This is a genomic window from Brevibacterium sp. Lmc1, assembly GCF_057654315.1.
On record NZ_CM172803.1, the window covers coordinates 1,212,032 to 1,236,461 of the forward strand.

General features: G+C 65.2%; 22 protein-coding genes. 19 read left to right on the forward strand and 3 right to left on the reverse strand.

Annotated elements, in window-relative coordinates; translation table 11 throughout:
• The first annotated feature begins 1 nt into the window (after nucleotide 1).
• Together AC239G_RS05205 and AC239G_RS05210 are read left to right on the forward strand one after the other, a co-directional pair.
• Nucleotides 2-736 (forward strand): DUF998 domain-containing protein, encoded by a 735-nt coding sequence (locus tag AC239G_RS05205; protein WP_180345610.1) that lies wholly within the window; start codon nucleotides 2-4, stop codon nucleotides 734-736.
• Entirely contained in the window at nucleotides 726-1,631 is a 906-nt protein-coding gene (locus tag AC239G_RS05210; protein ID WP_487489937.1) for an alpha/beta fold hydrolase, read from the forward strand. Before AC239G_RS05205 ends, AC239G_RS05210 begins: the two co-directional genes overlap by 11 nt.
• 26 nt (nucleotides 1,632-1,657) lie before the next feature.
• Here AC239G_RS05210 and AC239G_RS05215 read toward each other — a convergent pair whose 3' ends face one another.
• The gene (locus AC239G_RS05215; protein WP_101545791.1) at nucleotides 1,658-2,146 is read right to left on the reverse strand and encodes an inorganic diphosphatase; all 489 of its coding nucleotides are present in this window, start codon (nucleotides 2,144-2,146) and stop codon (nucleotides 1,658-1,660) included.
• 108 nt (nucleotides 2,147-2,254) lie between these two features.
• Here AC239G_RS05215 and dacB point away from each other — a divergent pair, with 108 nt between their 5' ends.
• The 3 genes from dacB to tilS are packed head-to-tail and all read left to right on the forward strand — an operon-like array spanning nucleotide 2,255 to nucleotide 5,770.
• Nucleotides 2,255-3,748: a D-alanyl-D-alanine carboxypeptidase/D-alanyl-D-alanine endopeptidase gene (gene dacB / locus AC239G_RS05220; RefSeq protein ID WP_446655903.1), complete on the forward strand. Its 1,494-nt coding sequence runs from the start codon at nucleotides 2,255-2,257 to the stop codon at nucleotides 3,746-3,748.
• Nucleotides 3,745-4,761: a zinc-dependent metalloprotease gene (locus AC239G_RS05225; protein ID WP_446655902.1), complete on the forward strand. Its 1,017-nt coding sequence runs from the start codon at nucleotides 3,745-3,747 to the stop codon at nucleotides 4,759-4,761. Before dacB ends, AC239G_RS05225 begins: the two co-directional genes overlap by 4 nt.
• Nucleotides 4,748-5,770: a tRNA lysidine(34) synthetase TilS gene (gene tilS, locus AC239G_RS05230; protein ID WP_446655901.1), complete on the forward strand. Its 1,023-nt coding sequence runs from the start codon at nucleotides 4,748-4,750 to the stop codon at nucleotides 5,768-5,770. Before AC239G_RS05225 ends, tilS begins: the two co-directional genes overlap by 14 nt.
• Before the next feature lie 3 nt (nucleotides 5,771-5,773).
• Here the strand turns inward: tilS and AC239G_RS05235 are convergent, their stop codons facing one another.
• The gene (locus AC239G_RS05235) at nucleotides 5,774-7,048 is read right to left on the reverse strand and encodes an amidohydrolase family protein (RefSeq protein ID WP_446655900.1); all 1,275 of its coding nucleotides are present in this window, start codon (nucleotides 7,046-7,048) and stop codon (nucleotides 5,774-5,776) included.
• Nucleotides 7,049-7,164: 116 nt separating this feature from the next.
• Here AC239G_RS05235 and AC239G_RS05240 point away from each other — a divergent pair, with 116 nt between their 5' ends.
• The 12 genes from AC239G_RS05240 (at nucleotide 7,165) to AC239G_RS05295 (ending at nucleotide 19,770) form a co-directional block, all read left to right on the forward strand.
• Complete coding sequence (locus tag AC239G_RS05240) at nucleotides 7,165-8,436, forward strand: MFS transporter (protein WP_487489938.1); 1,272 nt, start codon at nucleotides 7,165-7,167, stop codon at nucleotides 8,434-8,436.
• A gap of 47 nt (nucleotides 8,437-8,483) precedes the next feature.
• Nucleotides 8,484-9,035: a hypoxanthine phosphoribosyltransferase gene (gene hpt, locus AC239G_RS05245; protein WP_139468656.1), complete on the forward strand. Its 552-nt coding sequence runs from the start codon at nucleotides 8,484-8,486 to the stop codon at nucleotides 9,033-9,035.
• Nucleotides 9,036-9,214: 179 nt separating this feature from the next.
• Nucleotides 9,215-11,401 (forward strand): ATP-dependent zinc metalloprotease FtsH, encoded by a 2,187-nt coding sequence (ftsH, locus tag AC239G_RS05250; protein WP_139468655.1) that lies wholly within the window; start codon nucleotides 9,215-9,217, stop codon nucleotides 11,399-11,401.
• Nucleotides 11,401-12,024: a GTP cyclohydrolase I FolE gene (folE, locus tag AC239G_RS05255; RefSeq protein WP_139468654.1), complete on the forward strand. Its 624-nt coding sequence runs from the start codon at nucleotides 11,401-11,403 to the stop codon at nucleotides 12,022-12,024. The genes ftsH and folE overlap by 1 nt, the downstream gene beginning before the upstream one ends.
• A gap of 23 nt (nucleotides 12,025-12,047) precedes the next feature.
• A complete protein-coding gene (folP, locus tag AC239G_RS05260; RefSeq protein WP_218973642.1) occupies nucleotides 12,048-12,929 on the forward strand; it encodes a dihydropteroate synthase in 882 nt (293 codons plus the stop codon).
• On the forward strand, nucleotides 12,926-13,882 hold the full coding sequence (gene folK, locus AC239G_RS05265) for a 2-amino-4-hydroxy-6-hydroxymethyldihydropteridine diphosphokinase (protein WP_139468653.1): 957 nt from the start codon (nucleotides 12,926-12,928) through the stop codon (nucleotides 13,880-13,882). Before folP ends, folK begins: the two co-directional genes overlap by 4 nt.
• A 28-nt stretch (nucleotides 13,883-13,910) precedes the next feature.
• Nucleotides 13,911-14,372 (forward strand): DUF3180 domain-containing protein, encoded by a 462-nt coding sequence (locus tag AC239G_RS05270; protein ID WP_139468652.1) that lies wholly within the window; start codon nucleotides 13,911-13,913, stop codon nucleotides 14,370-14,372.
• Nucleotides 14,369-14,869, forward strand: a complete 501-nt coding sequence (locus AC239G_RS05275) for a PH domain-containing protein (protein ID WP_139468651.1) — start codon at nucleotides 14,369-14,371, stop codon at nucleotides 14,867-14,869. The genes AC239G_RS05270 and AC239G_RS05275 overlap by 4 nt, the downstream gene beginning before the upstream one ends.
• A gap of 2 nt (nucleotides 14,870-14,871) precedes the next feature.
• The gene (locus tag AC239G_RS05280; RefSeq protein WP_248283964.1) at nucleotides 14,872-16,731 is read left to right on the forward strand and encodes a PH domain-containing protein; all 1,860 of its coding nucleotides are present in this window, start codon (nucleotides 14,872-14,874) and stop codon (nucleotides 16,729-16,731) included.
• Complete coding sequence (locus tag AC239G_RS05285; protein WP_139468649.1) at nucleotides 16,728-17,618, forward strand: Rossmann-like and DUF2520 domain-containing protein; 891 nt, start codon at nucleotides 16,728-16,730, stop codon at nucleotides 17,616-17,618. The genes AC239G_RS05280 and AC239G_RS05285 overlap by 4 nt, the downstream gene beginning before the upstream one ends.
• Before the next feature lie 44 nt (nucleotides 17,619-17,662).
• Complete coding sequence (gene lysS / locus AC239G_RS05290; protein ID WP_139468648.1) at nucleotides 17,663-19,222, forward strand: lysine--tRNA ligase; 1,560 nt, start codon at nucleotides 17,663-17,665, stop codon at nucleotides 19,220-19,222.
• A gap of 218 nt (nucleotides 19,223-19,440) precedes the next feature.
• A complete protein-coding gene (locus AC239G_RS05295) occupies nucleotides 19,441-19,770 on the forward strand; it encodes a histone-like nucleoid-structuring protein Lsr2 (protein WP_092015973.1) in 330 nt (109 codons plus the stop codon).
• A 294-nt stretch (nucleotides 19,771-20,064) separates the two neighbouring features.
• Here AC239G_RS05295 and AC239G_RS05300 read toward each other — a convergent pair whose 3' ends face one another.
• Nucleotides 20,065-20,955 carry a macrolide 2'-phosphotransferase gene (locus AC239G_RS05300; RefSeq protein ID WP_139468646.1) on the reverse strand — a complete coding sequence of 297 codons (891 nt, stop codon included), beginning with the start codon at nucleotides 20,953-20,955 and terminating at the stop codon, nucleotides 20,065-20,067.
• 150 nt (nucleotides 20,956-21,105) lie between these two features.
• On the opposite strand from AC239G_RS05300, the gene AC239G_RS05305 reads away from it, so the two are divergent.
• Nucleotides 21,106-23,646 carry an ATP-dependent Clp protease ATP-binding subunit gene (locus tag AC239G_RS05305; RefSeq protein ID WP_139468746.1) on the forward strand — a complete coding sequence of 847 codons (2,541 nt, stop codon included), beginning with the start codon at nucleotides 21,106-21,108 and terminating at the stop codon, nucleotides 23,644-23,646.
• 106 nt (nucleotides 23,647-23,752) lie between these two features.
• Nucleotides 23,753-24,337: an amino-acid N-acetyltransferase gene (locus AC239G_RS05310; protein WP_446655898.1), complete on the forward strand. Its 585-nt coding sequence runs from the start codon at nucleotides 23,753-23,755 to the stop codon at nucleotides 24,335-24,337.
• Nucleotides 24,338-24,430 lie beyond the last annotated feature (93 nt).

A 24,430-nucleotide genomic window follows, 5' to 3' on the forward strand; every position in this document is an offset into this window, starting at 1 on the left:
GGTGCCGGGGCGGATCGCGGGGACAGGGCCGACGGCGAGGGCAGAGACGATCACCGGTTTCGAGCGGTTTGCAGGGTGGGGACTGGCTGTGGCCGTCATCGTCTTCTACAACACCTGGACCTTGGCCTTCCTCAGTCCGTACACGGATCCGCTGGCCGGCTACATCTCTGAACTCGCCGCCGACAACCAGCCTGCTGCCTGGGTGTTCCGCGGTGGTGACCTCATCTCCGGGATGCTGATGGTCCTCATCGCCTGCCGCACGCTATCCGGCTCGCGCGTCCAAGTGCGCGACTGGAGGTGGGTAGTCGCCGCCGGGACGGCGCTGACGGGGATCGGAACGATCGCCGATGTCATCTGGAACATGCCATGTTCGCCGAGCTTCGACGATGCGTGCCGGGCCGCCGCCGACTCCGGTGCGCTGGAGCCGGAGTTTCTCGCCCACACCATCACCTCTTCGGTAGTCACTGTGGCGGTGTGCGCGAGCATGATCGCTGCAGCGATCCCCAGCCGCGGGCCGCGACGCTGGGTGCCGGTCATCCTCACGGTCCTCATCGTGCTGTCCTCGGCGGTCTCGGGGGCCATCGAAGAGCTCATGCGCTCGGGCCAGGGCTATGTGCAGATCTCGCAGATCCTCATCGTCTCCGGCTGGATCGGCTGGCTCGCCGTCGATGTGCACCGCCCACTGATGATCGAGCGCGTCCTTTCCGATGCCGAAGCCCTCGCCGATGGTCGCTGAGAACCCGCTGGCCCGGTGGGCCGTCGAAACCATCGACGGGCACACCATCTATCGCATTGCCGCTCGAACGGCAGGACAGCCCGTGCATGACCGGCCGCCGGTGCTCCTCCTCAACGGATGTGCGATCCCGGCAGGCGGGTGGTCGCCGGTCATCGAGGGTCTTCCCGGCCATAACGTCCTCGCGCTCGATCGTCCGGGTTTCGCCGGCACCCCGTTCGGCGGGGGAGTACCCGACCTCGCCGGGGAGACGGCACTGCTGCAGCAGGTCCTCACCCGGCACGGGGTCACGAGACTCACAGCCCCCAGCACAGCTGCCCGCTCCATGACCGTGCGGGCTGTCATCGTCGCGCATTCGATGGCGGCCTTCCGCGCCGAGGCTCTTGCCAGGCTCCGTCCGGAACTCGTGGCCGGGATCGTTCTCGTCGACCCCTCGGTCGAGTTCGACAGGGTCAGGGGCCTGGCGGATCGACTCTTCGGAGGGTCCCAACTGCGGTCGGTCCGTACTCTGCTCTCATCGCGGAAGATCAGGTCGATCAGCGCTTCGATCGCGCACCGAGGCTTTGTGCGGGAGACGGTGTCCGGCACGGTCCTCGACGAGGGGGTGTTCAAGGACCCCTACGCTGATCCAGAAACCCTGACCTCGGCGTTCGCGGAATGTCTGAGCTACCGCTCGCAGGCGGCAGACCTCACCGCCCTGCGGGCGAGCACGGGAGAAGTCCGGGTGCCCACTTCGGCCCTTTTCGCCTCGGGCCTGCCGGGGCAACGACGACTGCGCGCCCTCGAAGCCGGACTCACCCGCCTCGAGACCCGCGTTGTCTCCGGTTCGGCACATCTCATGATGATCGACCGCCCGGATGAGATCATCCGGGCGGTCGAGGAGAACGCTGCGCGCTGAGACGTCAGCGCTTGTCCGAAGTCGGCTCAGTGGCCCTCGGCCTTGAAACGCTCGATCGAGGCGTTGATCTCGGCCTCGGCGGCTTCGCGGCCGGCCCAGCTGGAACCCTTGACGTACTTGCCGGGCTCGAGGTCCTTGTACCGGGAGAAGAAGTGTTCGATCGAGTCGAGCATGAACTTGTCCACGTCCGAGATGTCGGTGTAGGAGTCCCAGCGAGGATCTCCGGCGGGCACGGCGAGGACCTTGTCGTCGCCTCCGGCCTCGTCTTCCATCTGGAACATGCCGATGGGACGGATGTCGATGAGCACACCGGGGAACAGCGGCTCGGGCAGCAGCACGAGCACATCGAGAGGGTCGCCGTCGTTTCCGAGCGTGTCCTCGATATAGCCGTAATCAGCGGGGTACTGCATCGAAGTGTAGAGGTAGCGATCGAGCTTGACCCGACCGGTCTCATGATCGACTTCGTACTTGTTGCGGGACCCCTGGGGGATCTCGATTGTGGCCAGCAGTTCCATAGTGCTCCTTCACGTTAGGGGTGCATCACTAGAATAGATGGTACAAGTCCCCGTCACCGCCCACCGACGGCGACCGCCTCACGGTCGTCGAGGAATGAGAGCCTGCGTTTGAACGACACCGATGCGCCGCAGAACCCGTCGGACTCCGGCTCCCCGCGCCGCGACCGCAGAGAGGCGACCTCGCGGCGGAAGAAGGGCGGTGCGATCACCGCAGGGATCATCGTCCTCGCCCTCGGTGCCTATGCCGCCGTCGACGCCTACGACCTCGTGCCCGGCCTGCCCGGCGTGCTGACCACCGAACCCCAGGTCGAGGTCCAGACCGTGCCCACTCCGCAGGCCCACGCCCAGCAGGTGCCCGCCCCCGCCTCGGCGGTCGACGATTCCGCTCCTGTGCCCACACAGATCCCGAAGACGATCGACGCCGTGCTCAAGGATTCGAAGGTCAAGGGCTTCGGCCTCGAGGTCCGTGACGGGATCAGCGACGACGTCCTCTACGCGAAGGACGAGACGAAGCCGCGCACTCCCGCCTCCGTGACGAAGGTGCTCACAGCGGCCGCCTCACTGTCCGCGATCGGCGGGGAGAAGCGTTTGGCGACGACGACGGACTTCGACGCGGACACGAACACCCTGACGCTGACCGGCGGCGGCGATGTGCTCCTGTCGGCCGGAGACTCCGATCCCGGTTCGGTCAACGGGCACGGGGGACTGCGGACCCTGGCCGAAGACACCGCGGCCGCCCTCAAGGACCAGAACATCACCGAGGTGGCCCTCAACCTGGACACGAGCCGCTACGTCGGCGAGGACTTCGACTCCGGCTGGTCCCGGTCCGATATCGCCAAGGGCGTGATCACCCCGATCCAGCCGATCATGGTTGACACCGCCTACGTCGGGTCGAAGAACGCCGACTGGCGGGGCCGCAGCGAACACCCGGCGAAGGACGCGTTCTCGATCTTCGAAAAAGAGCTGAAGAAGACCGGGATCACCGTCACCGAGGCGACCGACCGGTCCGAATCCGAGGCGCCGTCCGAGTCCGAGAACCCGAAGGAACTTGCCCGGGTGGAATCGGCGACGATCTCCGAGATCGTCGAATACGCTCTCGTGCACAGCGACAACGTCGTCGCCGAGATGCTCGGCAACGAGGTCGCCATCGCTCAGGGGCAGGACGGCAGCCTCGAGAACGGTCCCAAGGCGGTCCTGGAGGCCCTCGGCGAATCCGTCGATCTCGGGCGCACTCACCTCGTCGACACCTCGGGGCTGTCCTATGACAACCGGATCGCCCCGCACGATCTCACGACCGTGCTGCAGGCCTCGGTCGTCGCCGATGACTCGCTGGCAGGGCTCGTCAGCTACTTCCCCGTCGGCGGACTGACCGGCACCCTGCACGACCGATTCCTCGACGAGAGGAACGCCTCAGGGGTGGTGCATGCGAAGACCGGAACGCTGTCGACCGTGACCTCCCTGGCCGGGGGAGTGCTCGACGCGGAAGACCGCTACCTCGTATTCTCCATCCAGATCGACGACGTGGATAAGGACAAGATCTTGGAAGCCAGAAAGACCGTGGACGATATCGTCACAGCCCTCGCGAACTGCGGCTGCCGATGATCATCGACGAGAACTTCGCCGCCCGCACCGCCCGTGAGCTCGTCTCCGCGGCGAAGGTCCCCGAACCGGGTGTGCTCGACGGACTCGTCGAGGGGATGAAGGACAATGCGCTGACCGCCCAGGACCTCGTGCTCGACTCGTTTCTGCTGCCGCCGGAGCACGCCGATGATGTGCGCGGACGGCTCGCCGCCGGTTCCGTGCTCGTCCTCGACCAGGTCAGCTGGGTCAAAGCCAACGCGCAGTCCGTCAATGGAATGCTCGATGAGGCGGCCCTGCCCGCCCCGGTCAGCCCCGCCACCGCGAAGGCCGGCGCCGTCGAGGTCGCCGGGGTGCTCTCACTCCTGTCGACTCGCGTGCTCGGCCAGTTCGACCCCTTCGCCGTGGAGACGGGACGGCTGATTTTCGTCGCCCCCGCCGTGCTCATCGCCGAGAGGGCCATGGACGTCGATCCGCGTGACTTCCGCATGTGGGTGGCCCTCCACGAAGCCACCCACCAAGTGCAGTTCGCGACCGCGCCCTGGCTGCGCGAACATATGCGCACCCTGCTCTCCGGAGCCGTGTCGACCCGACTGACGATGCCGGGAGTCGGCGGGATCGTCGACCTCTTCGCCACCCTCGGCCGCATCGTCAAGGGCGAGGCCAGCATCATCGACCTCATCCGTGACGAGAACATGCGCACCGCACTCGACGAGGCCACCGCGATCCTATCCCTGCTCGAAGGCCACGCCGATGTCGTCATGGACGAAGTCGGAGCCGGTGTCATCCCGAGCGTGCGCCGGCTGCGCCGCAAATTCGAGGCCCGCCGCGATGCCGCCCAAGGCGGGTTCCTGACGAATCTGCTCGGAATGGACCTCAAACTCGCCCAATATCGCGACGGAGCGAAGTTCGTCCGTGCCGTCCGCCGCGAGGTCGGACAGAAGGGCTTCTCCCGCATCTATGCCGAACCCGCGAACCTGCCGCGCACGGCCGAAATCCACGAACCGCAGCTCTGGCTCGACCGTGTCCACGGCTGAGGGGCCGCGCAGCGCATCGTCGCCGAGGCGGCCGACCCTCGACCCGGCCAGCGCAGCCATCCGCAATGCCGTGCGCGCAGCGCTCGCCGTCGCAGAATCGTCTGTCCCGGGCCTCATCGTCGCAGTGTCCGGGGGAGCGGATTCGATGGCGCTGCTCCACGCGACCGCATTTCTCCATCGACGCGGTGAGATCCGGGCCCGTGCCGTCACCGTCGACCACGGCCTGCAGACCGTCACCGCCGAGGTGGCCGACCGGGTTGCTGTCACCGCCGAATCCTGGGGCGTGCCCGCCGAGGTGATGAGGGTGAGCATCGATGCCGGTGAGGAAGGCCTCGAAGCCGCGGCGCGCACCGCCCGCTACGCGGCCCTCGAAACCGCTCGGGCCGCGGCCGGAGCCGACTGGATTCTCACGGCCCATACGCGCAGCGACCAGGCAGAGACCGTTCTGCTCGGCCTCATGCGCGGATCGGGCACCCGGTCCCTGGCCGGGATGAGCCCGTTGGCCGGTCGCCTCATTCGTCCCCTGCTCGGCCTCGACCGAGACCAGACCGAAGCGTCCTGTCAGGCACAGGGCATCGAGATCTGGAACGATCCGATGAACGCCGACACCGCGTTCACCCGAGTCCGGGCTCGGCAGCTGCTGGCCGGACTCGAAGCCGATCTCGGCCAACCGATCACCGCGAACCTCGCCCGCACCGCCGACCTCTGCCGAGCCGACGCCGATTTCATCGACGCCCACGCCGAAGCAGCAGGGCAGACGATCCGCGGAGCCGCCTCGGTGCCGGTGGAGGTCTTCACCGCACTCGACTATGCCGTGCTCAGCCGCGTCGTGCGCGACTGGGCGATCTCACTCGGAGTTCCCGGACAGAACCTCGGAGCGGTGCGGGTCGCCGAACTCTGTGCCCTCATCTGTGACCGCAGGCGCGGTCGACTGTCCCTGCCCGGGGACACGGAAGTCGTCGTCTCCGACGGGCGGGCCGTGTTCCAGCCGGCCGCGAAGGCCCGCTGAGACTCAGCTCAGCCGCGGCCCGCCCGCCAGTTCGCCGCCGGAGGCGATGAGTCGACCGCCCTTGAACACATCCCTGTCCCTCGGGCAGTCCATGATCGCCGAGGTGACCGTGTCGGCGTCGACGAGCACGAAGTCCGCGGGAGCGCCCACCGCCAGACCGAACCGGGAATCGTCGACCAGAGCCGAACCGTCGGAACGAGCACCGGCCATGACCTGCGCTCCTCCGCGTGAGGCGATGTCGAGACAGCCTTCGATATCTGCGTCTGCACGGAACCCGTTCGTAAACGCCAGCTGCCAGGTCCGGCGCAGCAGATCGCCGTCACCATAGGGACTCCAGTAGTCCCGCTGACCGTCCTCGCCGAGTCCCAGAGCCATTCGGCGCTCACGGATGAGTCTCTGCGGCAGCGCACCCTTGGCCGGGGCAACCGTCGTCAGGGCCACTCCCGCCTCGGCGAGGACATCGAGGATCCGAGCGACCGCGGGTTCCGGGTTCGTGTTGAGAGCGAAGGCATGGGAGACCGTGACCTGCCCGGCCATACCCGCGGCTCGAGTACGCGCAGCGATTTCCTCGAGCGTGAAGAGTCCCGCGGTGCCCGCCTCATGGAGGTGGATGTCGATGCCCTTGCCGTGCTTCTCAGCCAGGCCGAAGACGACATCGAGGTGGGAGACCGGATCCCGGTCGTAGAGCAGCGGATCGAGTCCGCCGACGAGGTCCGCGCCCTCGCCCAGAGCCGCATCGAGCAGCTCTTCGACGCCCTGCTCGTGCACGATTCCAGCCTGCGGGAAGGCAACGATCTGGAAGTCGAGGACATCGACATGAGCCTCGAGCGCGGCCCTGACCCCGTGGAAGCGCTCGAGACCGCAGTCGGCATCGACCTGTGCGTGTGAGCGGATGCGCGTGCCTCCGGACGCGATGATCTTCGCAATTGCGTACGCGGCCTGATCGGCGACGCTGCGCTCGCCCTGCCGCCAGTTCTCGCGATCGTTCATGATGTACCCGTGCAGAGTGCCGTCGGCGGTGTGCGGACGGAACGTCTGGCCCATCCGATTCGAATCCAGATGAGCGTGGACATCGCCGAGGCCAGGCAGCAGGATCCGCCCCGCCCCGTCGATGACCTCGGTCCTGGTCGATGTCGTCCCGGTCGCCGGTGGCGCGGAATCGGGGGCGGCATCCTCGGCGGGGGAGAGGCGAGAGAACCGTCCCTCGGTGATCTCGACGTCGACGGCGGGAGCATCGGGCGTGCGAGGGAACAGGCGCACATTCTTCACAACGATCATGTGCTCAGCCTACGACCGTCAAACGGTATACCATCGGAAGCTGTGCCTGTCTGCGTGCCTCTATGGGGCCGCGGCCCGCGCGCACGACGACTGCAGCGGTCTGAAAGGATGAGGCCATGACGACTTCGCCCGTGCAGGGATTCCGACGCAACCGCGGCCTCGACGTTCTGGCCCTGGCCTGCCTCGTCCTCATCGCCGCCTCGCTGCGCCCAGCCGCCTCCTCCCTGGGGCCCGTTCTCTCCGAAGTCAGCGACGGATTCTCCCTGGCCGAATGGCAGACCGGTCTGCTCACGGCTCTGCCGGGACTCGTGTTCGCCATCTGCGGCATCATCGCCGTACCCCTGCTCAAGCGCCTCGGTCTGTTCTCCGCTCTAGCCCTGAGCGCCGCCCTCATCGTGGCAGGCATCGGTCTGCGCGCCATCGTCACCGAATGGGTGGCCTTCGCTCTGCTCACGGTCCTCGCCCTGGCCGGAATGTCGATCGGCAACGTCATCCTGCCGGTCTACGTCAAGTCCCGCTTCCCGCACCGGCCCACCCTGGGCGCGACGACGTTCACGGTCTCGCTCGGCCTCGGTTCGATGCTGCCCTCGCTGCTGACTGCGCCTCTGGCCGAACAGTTCGGCGGGTGGCGCTTCGGTCTCGGCTTCTGGCTGGTCCTGCCCTTGTCCGCGCTCATCACCTGGACGGTGCTGCGGACACTGAAGTCCGTGCCCGTCCTCTCCGGACAGGCCGCGGAGCCCGGTGGGCAGCAGGAGGAGGCGCCGCCTCGGCGAGCGGTTTTCACCTCGCCCAAGGCGCGGTATATGGCCATGTTCTTCGGCCTCCAATCGGCCAATGCCTATCTCCAGTTCGGATGGCTGCCGCAGATCTACCGCGACGCCGGGCTCGACCCCTTCCTCGCCGGGATCATGCTCGCGATCGTCACCTTCGGCGGTCTGCCCGGTGGATTCCTCGCCCCGCAGATCATCGTCCGGGGCATCGCCCCGCGCGCCTTCCTCGTCTCCTTCGGGGCCAGCGCCGTCGCCGGCTATACCGGACTGCTGCTCAGCCCGGTCAGCCTCCCCTGGCTGTGGGCGGCTCTGCTCGGATACGGCGGATTCGCGTTCCCCGCCGCGCTGGCGCTCATCACCTCCCGCACTCGCGAGGTCTCCGTCACCGCCTCGACTTCGGCGTTCGTCCAGTCCTCGGGCTATGTGCTCGCCGCACTGTGCCCCCTGGCCGTGGGCGGACTGCTCGGGGTCAGCGGCGGCTGGCAGGTGCCGCTGTGGTTCATGGTCATCATCTCCGCACTCATGGCGATCACCGGTTGGCTGTCGGCCGGTCCGGGGACCGTCGACGACGAACTGGCACCGACATCCGGGCCCACTGGCACCGGTGAGGCAAAGTGACCCATAATGGAATCTCCAGGACCCGCATCTGAGGAGAATCGACACTCGTGGACATCAACGATCTCGGCAATGACATCGAAAAAGTACTCGTCTCGGAAGAGCAGATAGCCGCACGACTCGTTGAACTGGCCGCCGCCATCGATGCAGACTACAAAGACAAGGACATCCTCCTCGTCGGCGTCCTCAAAGGCGCCGTCATGGTCATGGCCGACCTTGCCCGCGCCCTGCACTCTCCTGTGACGATGGACTGGATGGCCGTGTCCTCCTACGGTTCGGGCACCAAGTCCTCCGGCGTTGTGCGGATCCTCAAGGACCTCGACACCGACCTCACCGATCGGCACGTCCTCATCGTCGAAGACATCATCGACTCCGGCCTCACTCTGTCCTGGCTGGTCCAGAACCTGCGCACCCGCGGAGCTGCCACCGTCGAGATCTGCACTATGCTGCGCAAACCCGAAGCCGTCAAGGTCGACATCGACGTCAAGTACGTCGGCTTCGACGTGCCCAATGAATTCGTCATCGGCTACGGACTCGACTATGCGGAGAAGTACCGCAATGTGCCGTTCGTGGCGACCCTGGCCCAGCACGTCTACAGCTGAGTCCGCTGGCACCGCTTTTTACGCCCGCGGCGAACCCGGGCCGAGTCCGGGGTCTGTGACGGAATAGATTCGGCACGCATTCGGGCTATAGGGGTGCGAAGTACTAGGCTGTGGGGGATGTTCCCAGGCAGCCTCGGTAGCCTGAAACGGTTGCCCACATCTTTTTCCTGAGAGGACTTATGGCCGAGTCGAACAAACGTCGCCCCCTGCTGAACAAGGCGACGAAGGGCCCATTGGTCTGGATCGTCCTGGCGCTGCTCGTCGTATCGATCGGTGCTCTGCTGTTCAGTCAGTCCGGGTTCAGCCAGATCGACACCGAACAGGGTCTGCAGTTACTCAAGGACGACAAGGTCGAACAGGCCAAGATCGTCGACAAGGACCAGCGCGTCGACCTCACTCTCAAGGACGACTACAAGGTCGACGGCAAGGACTTCGGCAAGAAGGTCCAGTTCTTCTACGTCGAACAGCGCGGAGAGCAGGTCGTCAAGGCCGTCGACTCCGCCGGCCCGGACAAGGGCTTCACCGACGAGGTGCCCAAGCAGAGCTGGCTGATGTCGCTGCTGGGCACGCTCATCCCGTTCGTCATCATCTTCGTCGTCTTCTGGTTCCTCATCTCGCAGATGTCGGGCGGGAAGATGATGAACTTCGGCAAGTCGAAGGCGAAGCTCGTCAACAAGGAGAACCCGGACGTCACCTTCAAGGACGTCGCCGGAGTCGACGAGGCGCTTGAAGAGCTCGAAGAGATCAAGGAGTTCCTCGCCGAGCCGGAGAAGTTCAAGGCCGTGGGAGCGAAGATCCCCAAGGGCGTGCTCCTCTACGGACAGCCCGGTACGGGCAAGACCCTGCTGGCCAAAGCCGTCGCCGGTGAGGCCGGAGTCCCGTTCTACTCGATCTCCGGTTCCGACTTCGTCGAGATGTACGTCGGCGTCGGTGCCTCCCGAGTTCGTGACCTGTTCGAACAGGCGAAGTCGAACGCCCCCTGCATCATCTTCATCGACGAGATCGACGCCGTCGGCCGCCAGCGCGGCGCCGGAATGGGCGGCGGACACGACGAGCGCGAACAGACTCTCAACCAGCTGCTCGTCGAGATGGACGGATTCGACGTCAAGACGAACGTCATCCTCATCGCCGCGACCAACCGTCCCGACGTTCTCGATCCGGCGCTGCTGCGTCCCGGTCGCTTCGACCGGCAGATCCCCGTCGAAGCCCCTGATATGAAGGGCCGCAAGCACATCCTCGAGGTCCACGCCGCCGACAAGCCGCTGGCCGACGAGGTCGACCTCGGGCAGGTGGCGAAGCGGACCCCCGGATTCTCCGGTGCGGACCTGGCCAATGTCCTCAACGAGGCGGCCCTGCTCACCGCACGTGAGAATGCGAAGGTCATCGACAACCGGATCCTGGATGAGGCCATCGACCGTGTCATCGCCGGCCCGCAGAAGCGAACGCGACTGATGAACGACAAGGAACGCCTCGTCACCGCCTACCACGAGGGCGGGCACGCACTGGTCGCCGCGGCCATGAACCAGACCGACCCGGTGACGAAGGTGACGATCCTCCCGCGCGGACGCGCACTCGGCTACACGATGGTGCTGCCCAGCGAGGACAAATACTCGACGACCCGCAACGAGCTGCTCGACCAGCTCGCCTACGCCATGGGCGGGCGTGTGGCCGAGGAGATCGTCTTCCACGACCCGACCACAGGTGCCAGCAATGACATCGAGAAGGCGACGAACATCGCCCGGAAGATGGTCACCCAGTACGGAATGAGCGAGAAACTGGGCATGGTCAAGATCGGCGACGACCAGTCCGAACCCTTCGCCGGCCGCGGTTACGGCGGCGGCGACGAATACGGGGATTCGACCCTGTCCTCGATCGATCGCGAGGTCCGCGGTCTCATCGACTCCGCGCACGCCGACGCCTACTGGGCGCTGACGCACAACCGCGATGTGCTCGACAACCTCGCCTACCAGCTGCTCGAACGCGAAACGCTGGACCAGGCCGCCCTCGAGGAGATCTTCGCCCCCGTCGTCAAACGCGCCACCCGCGAAGTGTGGCTGGCCCACGACGATCGCCCCGTGTCCGAACGCGGCCCCATCGTTCCGCCCGCACCGCAGAGCGAACGCAGCGACGGTGAAGGATCGACCGGCGCCGAGGTGGACACCACCGACATCCCCGGAGCCGGACCCACGGGCGTCAGCGGACCCCACGTCCCGCACAACCCGCCCGGACCCGAGAACCCGAACGGCCCGACCGGCCCGACGGGCGGCCCCACCGGGGGACCGACCGGAGGACCAGGCACAAGCGGTCCGGGAACCGGGGGACCGGCGACGAATGACACGAACGAAGACAGAGGGAACAACGACTGATGGCCGATATCGAAGAGGTCTCCGCCGGTCTCGGCCCCGCCCCCGCAGGGCAGGACAACAAGGTCGACCAGGAGCGCATCGCCGCTGCCGTGCGTGAGATCCTCATCGCCGTCGGCGAAGACCCCGACCGGGAAGGACTCGTCGAGACCCCGCACCGGGTGGCTCGAGCCTATGAGGAGATCTTCGCGGGACTCCACCGCGACCCGGCCGAAGTCCTCGGCGTCACCTTCGACATCAGCCACGAGGAACTCGTCCTCGTCCGCGATATCGACCTCTACTCGACCTGCGAACACCACCTCGTGCCCTTCCACGGAGTCGCCCACATCGGCTACATTCCGAGCAAGAACGGCAAGGTCACGGGACTGTCGAAACTGGCCCGCCTCGTCGAGATCTATGCGCGGCGCCCCCAGGTGCAGGAACGCCTGACCTCACAGATCGCCGACGCGCTCGTCGATCATCTCGAACCGCAGGGCGTCATCGTCGTCGTCGAAGCCGAACACCTGTGCATGACCATGCGCGGAGTGCGCAAGCCCGGAGCCTCGACCATCACCTCGGCCGTGCGCGGGCAGCTGCGCGAAAGCGCCTCCCGAGCAGAAGCGATGAGTCTCATCCTCGGTCGCTGAGGCAGAACACGGATCACACAGCGATGGACGAAACAGCCGCTAAGACGACGCAGATCATGGGCGTCCTCAATGTCACCCCCGACTCCTTCTCCGACGGCGGGCTGTGGTTCGACCATGACCGAGCCGTCGCCCACGGACTCGAACTCATGGCAGCCGGTGCCGACATCATCGACGTCGGTGGCGAATCGACGCGTCCGGGATCGGCCCGCGTCGACGAAGCCGAAGAGCTGCGCCGAGTCGTCCCGGTCGTCCGTGAGCTCGCCGCAGCCGGAGCTGTCATCAGCGTCGACACGATGCGTGCCCGCGTCGCTGCAGAATCCCTGGCAGCCGGAGCTCATATCATCAACGACGTCTCCGCCGGACAGTCGGACCCCACCATGCTCAGCGTCGCCGCCGAGTCCGGAGCTCCCATCGTGCTCATGCACTGGCGCGGCTACCTCGATCAGGCTTCGGCGACGTTCCACTACGACGATGTCGTCGCCGAGGTGATCTCCGAGCTGCGCACCCGCATCGACGAAGCCATCGACGTCGGCGTCGAACCGGCGAATATCATCGTCGACCCCGGCCTCGGGTTCTCGAAGAACGCCGAACACAACTGGCAGCTGCTCTCCGCGCTCGACGAATTCGCCGCCCTCGACCACCGACTCCTCGTCGCCGCCAGCCGGAAGCGCTTCATCGCCTCCCTGCTCAGCCCCGACGACCCGAAACAGGCCGAACAGGCGGCGAAGGATCAGGCCACGGCCACGATCTCCGCGATCTCCGCGCAGGCCGGTGCCTGGGCGGTCCGCGTCCACGATCCGGCCACCTCGGCGGTCGCCTGCAAGGTCATCGCCGCGGTCAGGGAACACTCCGCAGCAGCGGCACACCCGGCAGCGGACTCCGGGACTGAGGGATCCGGGCGATGACCGGCGCAGAGTCGGCCCCCGACCGCATCGAACTGCGCGGACTGACGGTGCGCGGCAACCACGGCGTCTTCGACTTCGAGAAGCGCGAGGGTCAGGACTTCATCATCGACGTCACCCTCCACACCTCCGTCGCACGTGCCGCGGCCACCGACGACCTCGCCGAGACGATCCACTACGGCGAACTCGCCGAAGACGTCGCCGGAATCGTCGAGAACAACACCTTCGACCTCATCGAAACGCTGGCCGAACGCATCGCCGACCACTGCCTGAGCCTGTGCGAACACGTCGAGGTCGTCGTCCACAAACCCTCGGCACCGATCCAACGGACCTTCGACGATGTGCGCATCCGAGTCGAACGCAGACGCGTCGACTCTGCCGCCGCCTCGGTGAGGGAGCCTGCAAGGGCCGCGGACGCGCCGCGCGGTTCGGGCGACACGGCCGAGGGCGAGACCGAAGCGTATCTCAATCTCGGGGCGAACCTCGGCGATGCCGCGGACACCCTCGACCAGGCGGTGGCCGCCCTCGACCGGCATCCGGACATCACCGTCACCCGCCGGTCCTCACTCTTCCGCACCGCCCCCTGGGGCGGAGTCGACCAAGCCGACTTCCTCAACCTCGGAGTGCTCGTGACGACCACATTGTCGGCTCTCGAACTGCTCTCGGTGGCACAGGGCATTGAAGTCGCCTGCGGGCGGACGCGCGAACTCAGGTGGGGACCCCGCACCCTCGACATCGACCTCATCCGCTTCGGAGACGAGGACGGGGAGCAGCGCAGCAAGACCCCGCGACTGACGCTGCCGCACCCGCACGCTCACGAACGTGCCTTCGTCCTCGCGCCATGGGCGGAACTCGTCGGAGACACACTCATCGACACCCCACAGGGACGCCGCCCCATCAGCGCGGTCCTGGCCGAACTCGACGACCAGGACATCGCTCGGATCACCTCTGGATAACCGCCCGCGATCTGAGAGACTGGGAACCATGCAGAGAACCTCCTCGTCCACCCTCGCCGTCTGGGCCGTGATCGGCACGGTTCTCGCGATCGTGGTCGACGTGGTGCTCGAAAGCCAGGGGTTCTCACTGCCGGGACTGCCGTGGTTCGCCATCATCGGCATGCTCGTCCTCGCAGCCATCCTGTTCCTGCTCGGCTGGCCCATCAAGAAATGGAACGACGGTGACCGGACGAAGGAGATCGACCCGATCCAAGCGGCGAGAGTGGCGATCATGGCCAAGGCCAGTGCCCTGACCGGGGCCGGACTGGCCGGCTGGTACCTGGGCAACGCCGGCTACTACTTCCTGTCAGCCCCCGGGATCCGCAATGATCTGGCCGCAGGTATGCTTGTCGCGATGATCTCGGCCGCAGTGCTCATGATCGTCGGTATGATCGTCGAGGGATTCTGCGAGATCCCACCCCAAGACCCGCCGGGAGCTGAAACAGCATGAACCGCGACCTCTCCTTCTCCATCGGAGCCGATGTGCCCTTCAACAGGGTGAGTCCGAAGTACGGGCTGAAAGAGGTTCTGGCGTCACTGACGCTGCTCGTTCCGATGCTCATCGCCGGGCTGGCCTTCGCGATCATCTTCAACTCCGAGGTGCCCTGGCTGCACCTCATCTGGATCGCCGTCCTCGTCTACGGCATCATTTCGACGATCATCATCCTCCGTCAGGCTCGCGCCATCGGCTATGCCGAACGGGAGGACGACCTGCTCGTCCGCCGCGGCATCATGTTCCACCGCGCCACCGTCGTGCCCTACGGCCGACTCCAATTCGTCGACGTCGACGCCGGCCCCATCGACCGCATGTTCGGCCTGGCCACCGTCAAACTGCACACCGCGTCGGCCGCCACCGACGCGACGATCCCCGGACTGCCCCGCGCCGAAGCCGATCGCCTGCGCGACAGCCTCGCCGGACTCGGCCAGGCCAATCTCGCCGGGCTATGACCATGAGCGACGCATCTTCACCCGAAACCCCGAACCCCGGCACCGAGGCGGCCGCACCGGAGGTCTGGCACCGCGTCCATCCGCTGACGCCGATCCTCGAGAGCCTCGGCGTCCTCGTCGGCATCTTCATCGCCGCGGCCTACGGTCTGCAGAACTTCTTCCAGAGCGCCGTCGAAGACCTCGCCTCCGGCCGGTCCGTCAACCTCACCTTCGCCGAATGGCTGGGCGCTCACCCGCTGGTGATCCTCGCCGTCGTCGGCGGAATCATCCTGATCCTGGTCCTCACCGCCTTCTTCAGCTGGCTGGCGTGGCGAGTCATGGGGTATCGGGTCGACGCCGAGGCGATCTACTACCGTCGGGGGCTGCTGTCGAAGAAGCTGCGCAAGGCCCGTCTGGACCGCGTCCAGTCGATCGATCTGCAGCAGAAGCTGCTGCCGCGCATGCTCGGCATGGCCGAACTCGTCTTCGATGTCGCCGGCGGCACCGACTCGAACATCTCCCTGAAGTACCTGTCGAAGAAACGTGCCGAAGAGCTGCGCGATGAACTTCTCGCCGCGGTGAAAGCGAAGAAGAACGCATCCGCGACGTCTGCGACGTCCACCGATGCGGTGCCCGGAGTCGCAGCCGACCACGGTGGGACCGAGGCCGATACAGAGGCAGGCGGCGGCGCAGGAGCCGATGCATCTGCGGGCGACACTGCACGCTTCGGCGCCGGTGGCCACGACAGCCCGGACCCAGGTGCGGACGGAGAACAGCCGGGCATCGACCGCTCAGTGCCCGAACGCAGCGCCGACAGCATCGGAGTGCGACTGAGCAAGCGCCTGGGCGTCCTGGCCGACGACGTCTCCCACGAAGCGGAACGGAGCCTCAACGACCTGCTGGCTCCGTACAACCTCTCGGCCGATGTCGGCGAAGAGGGAGAGATCATCCGTGTCCCCGCCCATCGGGTCATCGTGTCCTCCCTGCTCAACACCGGAACGCTGATCTCCGTCGGCGTCATCATCGTCCTCGTCGCCATTGCCGTCGTGTTCCTCCTCGTCGGAATCGAGGAGGCCTTCCTCCCGATCCTCATCGGTGGATTGCCCGGCATCTTCGCCGCGTTCGCCGGGTTCAAGAAGAACCTCGACAATGCCAACTTCGTCGTCCGCATCAGCGAAGACGGATTGGCCGTCAGCCACGGACTCTTCTCCACCTCCCGCAAAGTCATCCCGCTCGACCGGCTCCAGGCCGTCTGCCTCCACCAGCCGCTGCTGTGGCGCTGGGCCGGCTGGTGGAGGGCCGAATACAACATCGCCAGCGACGGCGGAAAGAGCGACGAGAACCTGCTCCTGCCGGTCGGCGATATCGACCAGGCACTGCTCATGGTGGGTCTCGCTCTGCCCGACCCGCAGCTGCCCGAAGGCATCTCGGCCGACGGCCTCGTCCGGTCGGCCATGTACGACAGGAAATCCACACACCCCGACGCAGCGGCGGCCGAGGAGCTGTTCCACGCGCAGCCGCGCTCCTCACGGATCCTCGACCCCCTCGTCTGGAGACGACGGGCCTATGCCCTCACCGATTCCCTGCTCGTGCTGCGCCTGGGAGTCCTCGATCGCCGGGTCGACTTCGTGCCCCATGTCAGGGTCCAGTCCCTGCGCTACTACCAAGGGCCGCTGATGAGGTCGCTGAAACTGGGCAGCGTGGCCGTGCACTCGACCGCCGGACCCATCACCCCGCTCGTGAAGCATCAGGACGCCGAAGCTGCCAAACGCTTCTTCACCGAACATGCCGAACGTACTCGGATCGCCCGCCAACGCTTCGACGCCGCCGCGAAGTCGGCACACACCGGCCCCATCGAGACTCACGAGGAAGACAACGGATGAGCCAGGACGACGCACCACGGCTGGGCATCGGAATCATCGGCTGCGGCCGAGTCGGAGCCAGCATCGGTGCCGCCTGGAGGCAGGCCGGTCACGCGATCATCGGAGTCAGCGCCACCTCGACGGCCAGCCTCGAACGTGCCGAGGACATGCTGCCCGGAGTGCCGGTCCTCGACCCCGACGCGATCACCGAACGCGCCGAACTCGTGCTCATCGCCGTCCCCGACGACGAGATCGCACCACTGGTGACCGGACTGGCGAACCTCGGCCGCATCCATGCCGGGCAGATCCTCGTGCACTGCTCCGGCCGATACGGAACGGACGTCCTCGAGGCCGGGACCCGCCTCGGCGTTCTGCCCATCGCTCTGCACCCATCCCTGACATTCACAGGCACCGAGGTCGATCTCAGCCGTCTGCGGCAGGCGACGATCGCGGTCACTGCGCCCGCGCCGATCCGTCCGGTGGGCGAGGCTCTCGTCGTCGAACTCGGTGCCGAACCGATCGACATCGCCGAGGCGGACCGTCCTCTCTACCATGCGGCCATCACCCACGCGTCGAACCATTCGATCACGATCCTCGCCGAGGCCATGGAACTGCTCGCCGAGGCAGGGGTCGCCGATCCGTCGGCCGTCCTCCACGCCCTCGTCGACGCCAGCGTCGCCAACACCATGCAGAACGGACCGAAGGCGCTGACCGGACCGATCAGCCGTGGTGATGTCGGAACCATCGAAGCGCACCTGGCGGCACTGAGCGAGTTCAGCCTCAGCCGATCGAACCCGGCCGTGCGCAACAGCTACATCGCACTCGCCCGATCGACGGCCGCGAAAGCACTGGCGATGGGACGGATCACAGAAGCTCAGGCACAGCAGATCCTGAGCGCTCTGGACTGACCGCCGAATTCCCCCGTGCGGCCCGTCCACGGTAGCCTTGAAGCATGGCGAATACCGACTCGAAGACACCTGAGAACGCAGACCTTTCACCCGAACACCTCGATCCGGAACAGATCCGGATTCGAAAGGACAAGCGCCAGCGTCTCCTCGACGACGGAACCGATGCCTACCCGGTGACGGTGCCCCGCACCCACAGCCTCGCCGAGGTCCACGCCGCCCACGACGGTCTCGAAGCGGGGGAGGAGACCGAGGCTGTCGTCGGCGTCATCGGCCGAGTCGTCTTCGTCCGCACCACCGGCAAACTCTGCTTCGTCACACTGCAGTCCGGTGACGGCACCCGCCTGCAGGGCATGCTCTCGCTGCGTGAAGTCGGTCAGGAGCGCCTGGACGACTTCAAGACCGACGTCGACCTCGGCGACTTCCTGTTCCTGCACGGAAAGGTCATCAAGTCCAAGCGCGGTGAGCTCTCCGTCCTCGCGGACTCCTGGACCATGGCGTCGAAGGCCCTCCGCCCGCTGCCCGGATTGCACACCGAACTCGCCGAGGACACCCGCGTCCGCCAGCGCTACCTCGACCTCATCACCCGCGAGCAGGCTCGGGAGACGATGCTCACCCGTGCCAAGGTGATGTCGTCGCTCCGGAAGACCTTCGCGGACCAGGACTTCGTCGAGATCGAGACGCCGATGCTGCAGACCATGCACGGCGGTGCCTCGGCACGCCCGTTCAAGACGCATATGAACGCCTACGACATCGACATGTACCTGCGCATCGCCCCGGAGCTGTTCCTCAAGCGGGCGGTCGTCGGCGGAATCGAGAACGTCTTCGAGATCAACCGCAACTTCCGCAACGAGGGTGCTGACTCCACTCACTCCCCGGAATTCGCGATGCTCGAGGCCTATCAGTCCTTCGGCGATTACCATTCGATCGCCGATCTCACGAAGACCCTCATCCAGAACGCCGCCCAGGAAGCCACCGGATCGCTCGTCGTCACTCTCGACGACGGCACGGACTACGACTTCGGCGGAGACTGGCCGGTCGTGAGCATGTACGACTCCCTATCCGAGCTGTCCGGCGTCGAGGTGACCCCGGAGACCGGACTGGACGTCCTCGACAAGATCGCCGCCGACAACGGCGTCGACATGGGCGGAGTCTTCCGCTCACACGGAAAGTACGTCGAAGAGCTGTGGGAGCACTTCTACCAGGACAAGCTCTGGGCTCCGACCTTCGTCACCGACTTCCCGGTCGACACCTCACCACTGGTGCGTGAGCACCGGACGAAGAAGGGCGTCGTGGAGAAGTGGGATCTGTATGTGCGCGGCTTCGAGTTGGCCACCGGCTATTCGGAGCTCGTCGACCCGATCATCCAGCGTCAGCGTTTCGAGGCTCAGGCCGCGGACGCCGCCCGCGGTGACGACGAGGCGATGGGCCTCGACGAGGACTTCCTCATGGCGATGGAGCACGGAATGCCGCCGACCGGCGGAATGGGCATGGGACTCGACCGTCTGCTCATGGCGCTGACCGGTTTGGGAATTCGTGAAACCATTCTGTTCCCATTCACCAAGCCTTTGGCTTCTTCGCAGGAGGACTCGGCTCAGGAGGGCTGATCTGATTATGTTGGATATCCTCAAAGCGCTGCTCCCGTCGATCTGTGTGGGATTGCTGTTCTGGTATGTGTTCCGGAATATCGTCCGCGCAGATCGCAATGAACGCGAACAGGTAGATAAATACTATTCAGAGATTGACGTTAGCGAAGTCGACGATAATCCCCGAACGGATGTTAAGATGACAGCGACAAAAACCTCTGATTACGAAAAGAGTGAACATGGCAAGGGAAATGCGCCTCGTTCTCACGGATGATTTCGACGGAAGCGAAGCGGCGGAAACCGTTCGTTTCAGCCTCGACCAGGCGACGTACGAACTCGAGCTCTCAACCGAGAATGCCGACAAACTCCGTGAGACGTTCGCCCCATTCATCGCCAAAGCACGTCGTGTAGCCAACACCGGTGGCCGTGGCCGCCGTGCGGGCTCGTCGGGCCCCAAGCGGGACACGGCGAAGATCCGCGAGTGGGCTCAGAACAACGGGTACCAGCTCGGTGATCGTGGACGGATCCCGCTGGAGATCGTCGAAGCATACGAAGCAGCGGAGAAGTAAGAGGCTCATTCGAAAGCCGATAACTTCCGATTAGACCCGAGGGGTCAGCGAATTGAATCGCTGGCCCCTCGGTCTTTTTGTGCTCGACCTCGGAAATTTCAATTGCCCTCATCCGGCGATGCGGCAACACAGCAGTGATGAATCATCACAGACAATTGCCAGGTGGAGAGTAGTTGAAAATCATATCGATTGATGCCGCAGCCAAATGATTCGAAGAAGCTGCACACGAATCAAGGGAGCCTGCACTGCGGCTGAGGAAAGACCTCTGCTCACCGCACGGCTGTTGAAGTCGGTTCAGTTCTCCGGGTTCAATTGAATTCGTGCCGCACTCATATGCTCCGGGTCTCCGGTCTGCAGAGCGTACAGCCCCAATTCGACGGGCGACGTCGAGTAGAGCTCGCCGCAGTGCTCGGCGAACCTGGGCCAGATCCGAGCGCCGGCTTCCACGTATCGCGCGCTCGTGTTCTCGAACGCTGAGGCCGAGACACTGGCGTGATGGAACATGAAATCTCTGGCCGGATCGCCGATTGCCGCGGTCGTCCAGTCGAGGATGCTCAGATTGACGGGTCCGTCCATGAGCTGATGAGCCGGGTACACCTCGCCATGAGTCACGGTTGAGAACGACGGCCAATAGCTGTCTTCGTCGAGCCACGCGGTCCACCGCCGGAGCAGGGACGGCGCCACCTCGAACTCGGCGGCGACGTTGTCGATGTCTTCGCGCTTGCGCTGTCGGATCTCGGTGGGGGAGAACTCCGGAATGCCTGTGTCCCGAACGACAGCCGGGTCGACGGTGTGAAGTTCGGCGAGGACTGATCCGAGCGATGCGGCATACTCGGAGGATTCGACATCGAAATGCCACTGCGGCTGACCACTGTCATCGATCGTCAGTCCGGGTGTTCCCGGCAGCAGCGGGTAGGCGATGAGGTCATTCGAGTGGATCTGCCAATCGGGGACCGCGACGCTCAGATGCGGTGCGATGGCGCCCAGGAACCGGCCCTCGACGGCGGCGCGGGCAGAGACATCCGGACGCCGAGGGATCCGGAGCACCCACGCTCCGCCGTCGACCGCCTCGGCGATGGCGACCTGGAAGTCGAGGCCGAGCTCGTTGATGACGATGGAATCGGTGATGATGTCGAGACCGTGGGCCCGGGCCAGGTCCCGGATGATCGTGGGATCGGTGGGCATGTCTGCGTCCTCTCTGACGTTGCTGTGTGGGTCTCGAGTCTAGAGAATTTCGCCCACAGCCAAACGGTTTCGGCTGATGGCGAAACCTGCAATAGAACCGCGGTCGTGGTGGTTAGGCTCAGAAGAATCAGAAGACCGAGGAGGATGAATATGTTCGAGCGGTTCACCGACCGAGCACGACGCGTCGTGGTGCTCGCGCAGGAAGAAGCGAAACTTCTCAAACACAACTACATCGGCACCGAGCACATTCTGCTCGGCCTCATCCATGAGGGTGAAGGTCTGGCAGCGAAGGCACTCGAGGGTATGGACATCTCCCTCGAGCAGGTGCGCGACCAGGTCCAGGAGATCATCGGTCAGGGACAGCAGGCTCCGAGCGGCCATATTCCCTTCACCCCGCGGGCGAAGAAGGTCCTCGAGCTCAGCCTCCGTGAAGCACTGCAGCTGGGTCACAGCTACATCGGCACCGAGCATATTCTGCTCGGCCTCATCCGTGAGGGCGAGGGCGTTGCCGCGCAGGTGCTCGTCAAGCTCGGCGCGGACCTCGGACGCGTCCGCCAGGAAGTCATCAAGCTGCTGTCGGGCTACCAGGGCAAGGAACCCGTGTCCGCCGGCGGCCGCGAAGAGGGAACTCCCTCGGGATCGCTCGTGCTCGACCAGTTCGGCACCAACCTCACCGCTGCGGCCCGCGAGGCCAAGCTCGACCCGGTCATCGGCCGGCACGAGCAGATGCAGCGCGTGATGCAGATCCTCTCGCGTCGCACGAAGAACAACCCGGTGCTCATCGGTGAACCCGGTGTCGGCAAGACGGCTGTCGTCGAAGGACTCGCACAGGCCATCGTCAACGGCGATGTCCCCGAGATCCTCGCCGACAAGCAGCTCTACACACTCGACCTCGGTTCGCTGGTCGCAGGCTCCCGCTACCGCGGTGACTTCGAGGAGCGTCTGAAGAAGGTGCTCAAGGAGATCCGCACCCGCGGCGACATCATCCTCTTCATCGACGAGATCCACACCCTGGTGGGTGCCGGAGCCGCCGAAGGTGCGATCGATGCCGCTTCGATCCTCAAGCCCATGCTGGCTCGCGGAGAGCTGCAGACCATCGGTGCGACCACGCTGGACGAGTACCGCAAGCACATCGAGAAGGATGCCGCTCTCGAGCGCCGGTTCCAGCCGATCCAGGTTCCCGAACCGTCGCTGGCGCATTCGATCGAGATCCTCAAGGGTCTGCGTGACAAGTACGAAGCGCACCACAAGGTCACCGTCACCGACGGAGCCCTGGCAGCCGCTGTCAACATGTCCGATCGCTACATCAACGACCGGTACCTGCCGGACAAGGCGATCGACCTCATCGACGAAGCCGGTGCCAAGCTGCGCATCTCGCGTCTGTCGGTTCCCCAGGAGGTGCGTGACCTGGAGGAGAAGATCCTCGAGGCCCGCCACCGCAAGGAAGCCGCCATCGATGCTCAGGACTTCGAACTGGCAGCCTCGGAGCGCGATTCCGAGATGAAGCTGCAGAAGGAGAAGGAAGAGCAGACCGAGGCGTGGCGCAAGTCCGGCACCGACACCTCGAAGGTCGTCGATGCCGATCTCATCGCCGAAGTGCTCGCCTCTGCCACCGGCATTCCGATCTTCAAGCTCACCGAGGAAGAGTCCTCGCGTCTGCTGCGGATGGAAGACGAGCTGCACAAGCGCGTCATCGGTCAGGACGATGCGGTCAAGGCGATCTCGCGGGCGATCCGTCGTACCCGCGCCGGGCTGAAGGATCCGAAGCGCCCCTCCGGCTCGTTCATCTTCGCGGGCCCCACCGGCGTCGGCAAGACCGAGCTGGCCAAGGCTCTCTCGGAGTTCCTCTTCGGCGATGAGGATTCGCTCATCAGCCTCGACATGTCCGAATACTCGGAGAAGCACACGGTTTCGCGACTGTTCGGTTCGCCTCCGGGATATGTCGGATACGAAGAGGGCGGTCAGCTCACGGAGAAGGTCCGCCGGAAGCCGTTCTCGGTCGTCCTCTTCGACGAGGTGGAGAAGGCCCACTCGGACATCTTCAACTCGCTGCTGCAGATCCTCGAGGATGGTCGACTGACCGACTCGCAGGGTCGTGAGGTGGACTTCAAGAACACCATCATCATCATGACGACCAACCTCGGTACGCGTGATGTCTCGAGCGGACTCCAGCTCGGATTCCAGGTCGAGGGTGACACGAAGACCAACTACGACCGGATGAAGCAGCGGGTCAACGAAGAGCTCAAGCAGCACTTCCGTCCCGAGTTCCTCAACCGGGTCGATGACACGATCGTGTTCCCGCAGCTGAGCATGGTCGAGATCATCAAGATCGTCGATCTCTTCCTCGAACGTCTCGACGTCCGCCTGGCCGATCAGGGCATGAAGGTCGACGTCACGGCCAAGGCGAAGGATCTGCTCGCCGAGCGCGGCTACGATCCCGTCCTGGGTGCCCGTCCGCTGCGTCGGACGATCCAGCTCGAGATCGAGGACACTCTGTCGGAGAAGATCCTGTTCAAGGAGATCGGACGCGGCCAGACCATCAAGGTCGACGTCAAGGGCGAAGGAAAGGACGCTGAGTTCACCTTCGAAGGCATCGAGACCGAGAGCCTGAAGCCCGCTGAGGATGACGAAGGCGAACTCGCAGGTCTGGGTTCGTCCGGTTCGAGCGGATCCTCGGAGACCTCGGCCTGATCGTTCATCACCTTCTCGGATAACGCATAAGAGTCCGGGGAGTCGGCAGCAGCCGACTCCCCGGACTCTTTCGTGTTCGCCTCCGGCGATGGTGTTGAATGTCGGTATGAGCTCACATGCAGGCGACTTCGATCACGGACTGATCTCCGAGGACCATCATTCAAAGCACGAACTCCCAGGAGGTCTGTACCTGCGACGAGCGAGGACCGGCGATGTCAAAGGCATCGAAGCCCTGGTCGCCCCACTGGCCGGTGAGCGGATCCTGCTCGCCAAGGACACGGTGACCTACTTCGAGTCGCTGCAGGAGTTCTGGCTGGTCGTCGACCCGCAGCCCGATGGTTCCGAGATCCTCGCCGGCTGCGGCGCCCTGCACATCATCTGGGCGGATCTCGCCGAGGCGCGCACGGTCGCCACGTCACCGGACTATCGGGGCAGGGGAGTGGGCAAGGCGATCATCCAGCAGCTGCTCGCCGATGCTCGTGAGATCGGAGTCGACCGGGTGTTCTGCCTGACCTTCGAGACCGGATTCTTCGGTTCGCTCGGCTTCGAACCGATCAAGGGCATCCCCGTCTCACCCGAGGTCTACGTCGAGCTGCTTCACTCCACCGATGAGGGCGTCGCAGAGTTTCTCGACCTGGCCAGGGTCAAACCGAATACCCTGGGCAACTCACGGATGATCAAATACCTCTGAGGCAGACCCTGATCCTGGCCGTCACCGGCGGGCGTCGGTCTTGGCCACGCTCTCACCGGCCAGTGTAGGCGACTGCCGCACACGCACCGTCCA